1 protein-coding gene and 1 pseudogene are annotated in these 5,567 nt (G+C 69.0%); both read right to left on the bottom strand.

Translation table 11 applies throughout. From position 1 onward, the window contains the following. A pseudogene (locus tag ACFW9O_RS36545) lies at nt 1-4,001 on the bottom strand (type I polyketide synthase); the annotation flags it as partial. 114 nt (nt 4,002-4,115) lie between these two features. Continuing rightward, nucleotides 4,116-5,426 carry an SDR family NAD(P)-dependent oxidoreductase gene (locus tag ACFW9O_RS36540; protein WP_384615487.1) on the bottom strand — a complete coding sequence of 437 codons (1,311 nt, stop codon included), beginning with the start codon at nt 5,424-5,426 and terminating at the stop codon, nt 4,116-4,118. Between the last annotated feature and the right edge of the window lie 141 nt (nt 5,427-5,567).

The following is a 5,567-nucleotide window of genomic DNA, read 5'->3' as shown; positions in this document are numbered from 1 at the left end:
CCACCATCCACATCCACCAACACCACCCGACCCGGCTGCTCCAACTGCACCGACCGCACCAACCCCCACACCGCAGCCCCCGCCGGATCACCAGCCGCGTCCTTGGTCAGGATCACCAGAGTCAGCGAGTTCGAGTCCGGGTCGGACAGCCGGGCGTGAAGGAAGTCCACGGTGGCGGCGGTCAGTTCACGTGCCGCCTGGGGGCCTTCTCCGCCGTGCTCGGTGAGATCGAGTACCGCCCTGGCAGGTACGGGAACGTCGGACTCGGGCAGCGTGAGGGGAGCCCAGTCGAGCTGGTACAACAGCTCGTCGGCCGTGCCGCCGAGCGACGCCAGACGCTCGGCGGCTACGGGCCGCAGTGTGAGGGAGTCGACCGTGGCGACGGGGGCACCGGTCCGGTCGGTGACCGTCACAGAAAAGGCGTCCGGTCCAATGGGTTCGGCCCTCAGGCGCAGAGCCGAGGCACCCGTCGCGTGCAGCGTGACCCCGCTCCAGGCGAACGGTAGGAGAAGACGACCCGGCTCCGGCTCCGGTTCCGGCTCCGCCAGGCTGATCAGGCTGGTCGCCTGCAGGGCCGCGTCCAGAAGCGCGGGGTGCAGCCCGTACGCAGCTGCCTCGGATATCAGTGCTTCCGGCAACGCCAGTTCCGCGAACACCTCGCGGCCCCGCCGCCACGCGGCACGCATGCCCTGGAACGCGGGACCGTACGCGTACCCCTGCTCCGCCAACCCCTCGTAGAACCCCTCCACCGACACCGGCTCCGCACCCGCCGGAGGCCACTGCGCAAGCTGGGCGGGAGGAGGGGAAGCGCTCGAGGACAGGAATCCGCTCGCGTGCCGTGTCCACGGGCCCGCCTCGTCGACGGACTCGGGCCGGGAGTACACCGCTACGGTCAGGCGTTCCGCGGCGTCGCCCGACGACCGGTCCTGGTGTCCATCGGCACGCAGGTCCTCGTCGGCAAGGGTGACCCGTATCTGTACCGCGCCCTGTTCGGGCAGGGCGAGCGGGGTCTCGATCGCGAGTTCTTCGACCGTGCCCAGGTCTGCTTCGTCCGCGGCGCGCAGGGCGAGCTCCAGCAACGCGGCCCCGGGGACGAGCACCGTACCCGCCACCGCGTGGTCAGCAAGCCAGGGATGATCCTTGAGCGACAACCTTCCGGTGAGCAATGCTCCACCGCCTTGCGGCAGATGCACCACCGCACCGAGCAACGGGTGTTCGGCAGAGCGAAGTCCGACGGCCCCCAGGTCACCACTCCCCCGGCCGCCGGCCAGCCAGTAGTGCTGGTGCTGGAAGGCGTACGTGGGCAATTCGACGCGAACGGGCCCTGGTGCACCGTAGAAGGACGACCAGTCGACCGGTATTCCACGGACGTAGAGTTCAGCGGCGGAGAGCAGGATCCGGTCCAGGTCTCCGTCGTCGCGGCGGAGTGTCCCGGTCACGACACTCGGCGCCTCAAGCTTCTCGTCCAGGGTCTCCTGAATGCTGTGCGCAAGCACCGGGTGCGAGCTCACCTCGACGAACGCCCGGAAGCCCTCCGCGACCAAGGCCGTGGTCGCGTCGGCGAAGCGCACCGTCTGCCGCAGGTTCCGGAACCAATAGCCACCGTCCAACTCGGTGCCGTCCACCCAGCGGCCGTCCACCGAGGAGTACATGGGAATGGTCGCGGTCCGGGGCTTCAATCCGGCAAGTACGTCGGCCAGCTCGGCCTCGATCAACTCGACGTGGGAGGTGTGGGACGCGTAGTCCACCGGCACGCGGCGAACCCGGACACCCTGCGCCTCGTACTCGGCAACCAACCGGTCCAACGCCTCCGGATCCCCCGCCACCACCACCGACGACGGACCATTGACCGCAGCAAGCTCCACACCCTCACCCAGCCGCACCTCCTCCACCGGAAGAGCAACCGACACCATCCCGCCACGACCGGCCAGACCACCCGCAATCGCACGACTACGCAACACCACCACCCGCGCCGCGTCCTCCAACGACAACACACCCGCCACACACGCCGCCGCGATCTCCCCCTGCGAATGCCCCACCACCGCATCCGCCCGCACCCCGAACGACCCCCACACCCGCGCCAACGCCACCATCACCGCAAACGACACCGGCTGCACCACATCCACCCGATCCAACGACGCAGCACCCTCCACCCCCCGCACCACATCCAGCACCGACCACCCACTCACCGACCCCAACACACCACTCACCTCAACCAGCGCACCCGCAAACACCGGCGAAGAATCAAGCAGCTCACGACCCATCCCCACCCACTGCGAACCCTGCCCCGGAAACACGAACACCGTCCGGCCCGACACATCCGCCACACCCGACACCACACCAGACCCCACACCACCCCCAGCCACCACCGACACACCAGCCAACCCACCGGCCCAGTCCTCGGCAGTCACCACCGCACGGTGCTCCAGACCCGCGCGCCCCACAGCAAGCGAATGACCCACCCCGGCAAGCGTCAGATCCGAACGCCCGGCGAGATGGTTCACCAGGCGCTGTGCCTGCGCTTGCAACGCCTGGTCCGAGGCCCCGGACAGCGGCCACGGCACGGCCGCGTGGGGAGGCGTATCGCTCGGGCCCACCACGGTTTCGGCGGAAGAAGGCGGGGCTTCCTCCAGGATCACGTGGGCGTTCGTTCCGCTCACACCGAACGAGGACACACCCGCCCTGCGCGGACGATCCACCTCCGGCCACGACCTGGACTCCGTCAACAGCTCAACAGCCCCCGACGACCAGTCCACCTTCGACGACGGCTCATCCACATGCAGCGTCCTCGGCAACACACCATGCCGAATCGCCTGCACCATCTTGATGACACCCGCCACACCCGCCGCAGCCTGCGTATGACCGATGTTCGACTTCAACGAGCCCAGCCACAGCGGGCGGTCGTCGGTCCGTTCCCGTCCGTACGTCGCCAGCAGTGCCTGCGCCTCGATGGGATCGCCCAGCGTGGTGCCCGTACCGTGCGCCTCGACCGCATCGATGTCCCCCGGTGTCAGGCGCGCGCCGGCCAGCGCCTGGCGGATCACCCGCTCCTGCGACGGACCGTTCGGAGCGGTGAGACCGTTGGACGCACCGTCCTGATTGACAGCGGAACCCCGCACCACCGCCAGCACGTCATGCCCCAGCCGCCGCGCGTCCGACAAGCGCTCCAGCAGCAGCACGGCCACACCTTCCGCGAGCCCGGTTCCGTCGGCCGCGTCGGCGAACGCCTTGCACCGGCCGTCGCGCGCCAGCCCCCGCTGCCGGGAGAAGTCGACGAACACCTCGGGTGTCGCCATCACGGCAACGCCCCCGGCGAGGGCCATCGCGCAGTCGCCGTTGCGCAGCGCCTGCGCCGCAAGATGCAGCGCCACCAAGGACGACGAGCACGCCGTGTCCACGGTGACGGCAGGGCCCTCCAGACCGAGCGTGTACGCGACACGCCCCGACGCCACACTGCCCGAGTTGCCGATGCCGAAGTAGCCCTCAAGTCCTTCGGGCAGCTTCTCCACGTCATCGGCATAGTCGTGGTACATGAGCCCGGTGTAGACGCCGACGCTGCTTCCGTGCAGCGAGGTGGGGTCGATGCCCGCGCGCTCGAGCACCTCCCACGACACCTCCAGCAGCAGCCGCTGCTGCGGATCGATGGCCAGGGCCTCACGCGGCGAAATACCGAACAGCGAAGCGTCGAAACCGCCGGGTTCGTCGATGAACCCGCCCTCGTCGGCGTAGGAGGTGCCGGTCCGGTCCGGATCCGGGTCGTAGAGGTTGTCCAGGTCCCAGCCCCGGTCGGCAGGGAAGGGGGACATCGCGTCCACGCCTCCGTCGACGAGCTTCCACAGGTCGTCCGGCGATGCGACCCCGCCCGGCAGCCGGCAGCCCATGCCCACGATCGCGATCGGCTCCGTCCTCCTGGACTCGATCTCACGGATCCTCTTGCGGGTCTGCTGCAGCTCGCCCGTCACACGCTTGAGGTAGTCACGCAGCTTGTCGTCGTTCGACATGAGGTTCTTCCTTGTGTCAGTCAGCGGTACGGCGGGTCCGGCCGGTCGGCTGCTCAGCGGGGTCGCCTGAGCGTCCAGGTCCTGGTCGTCCGGCTGTCCGATGGGAGGTTCGAGTCAGGAGAGGCCGAGCTCGTTGTCGATCAGGTCGAAGATCTGGTCATCGGTGGCCACATCGAGATCGACACCCTCGTCGGGCACGGTCACCGCAACGAGGGACTCCGCCCACTTCGCCGTCAGCGCTTCCAGTCGCGCGGCCACCTGCACCCGTACCTTGTCGTCCGTGGACGTCCGGGCGAGGGTCTGCTCCAGCCTGTCGAGCTCGGCGAGCGCCGGGACCACGGCGGTGCCCGTCAGTTCGAGCAGGTCGCGGAGGTGGAGCGCAAGCGCTGTGGGAGTCGGGTGGTCGAAGACGACCGTGGCGGGGAGCCGCACACCGGTGGACTCGGCCAGGCGGTTACGCATCCGGACTGCGGTCAGCGAATCGAATCCGATGTCGTTGAAGGCCTGGTTCGCCTTGACCGTTTCGTGCGCGGCGTGCCCGAGAACGTGTGCCGCATCGCTCCGGACGAGTTCCACGAGGAGACGGGTCTGCTCGGCCTCGCCGACCTCGGCGAGGCGTTGCGCCAGGGACTGTCCGCGTCCGTCGGCCACGGTCTGCGCGGCCTTCCTGGGGGTCCGTACGAGTCCGCGAAGGAGTGGTGCCAGCTCTCCGGCAGCTGCCTGCTTCCTGAGGGATGCGTAGTCGAGCTTCGTCGGCACCAGCAACGGCTCGTCGGATCGCAGCGCACGGTCGAACAGCGCCAGCGCCTCATCGGACGAAAGCCCTGCCTGGCCGCCGCTTGCCATATGACCGAGTTCGCCATCATCCAGGTGTCCGGTCATGCCGCTCGCCTGGGACCACAGTCCCCACGCCAGTGATACGGCAGGCAGACCCTGTTCCCTGCGCGTACGAGCCAGCCCGTCCAGGAAACCGTTCGCCGCGGCGTAGTTGCCCTGGCCGGCATTGCCGAGGACGCCGGCACCGGAGGAGAACAGGACGAACGCCGCCAGGTCCAGCTCACGCGTGAGTTCGTGCAGGTGCCACGCCGCATCGGCCTTCGGGCGGAACACGGAGTCGACACGTTCCGGCGTCAGCGAGGAGAGCACCCCGTCGTCGAGGACTCCGGCGGTGTGGACGACCGCGGTGAGGGGATGCTCGGCCGGGATCCCCGCCAGCACATCCACCAACGCCTCACGGTCACCCGCATCAGCCGCGACCACCTCCACCCGCGCACCCGCAGCCGTCAGCTCCTCGACCAACTCCGCCACACCCTCGGCAGACGGACCACGACGACTCACCAACACCACACTGCGCACCCCATGCACACCCACCACATGCCGGGCCACCAACCCACCCAACGTCCCCGTACCACCCGTGATCAACACCGACCCCGAACGATCCAGAACCCCACCCGAACCCGAACCCTCCCCAGACACCCCCGCCCGCACCAACCTCGGCACGAACACCTCCCCCGCACGCACCCCCACCTGCGACTCACCCGACGCCACCACACCCGACAACAACCC

It is taken from the genome of Streptomyces sp. NPDC059499 (genome assembly GCF_042749285.1).
Taxonomy (GTDB): Bacteria; Actinomycetota; Actinomycetes; order Streptomycetales; family Streptomycetaceae; genus Streptomyces.
The sequence above is the reverse complement of the archived record's forward strand: the minus strand, read 5'-3'. Positions and strand labels throughout refer to the sequence as shown.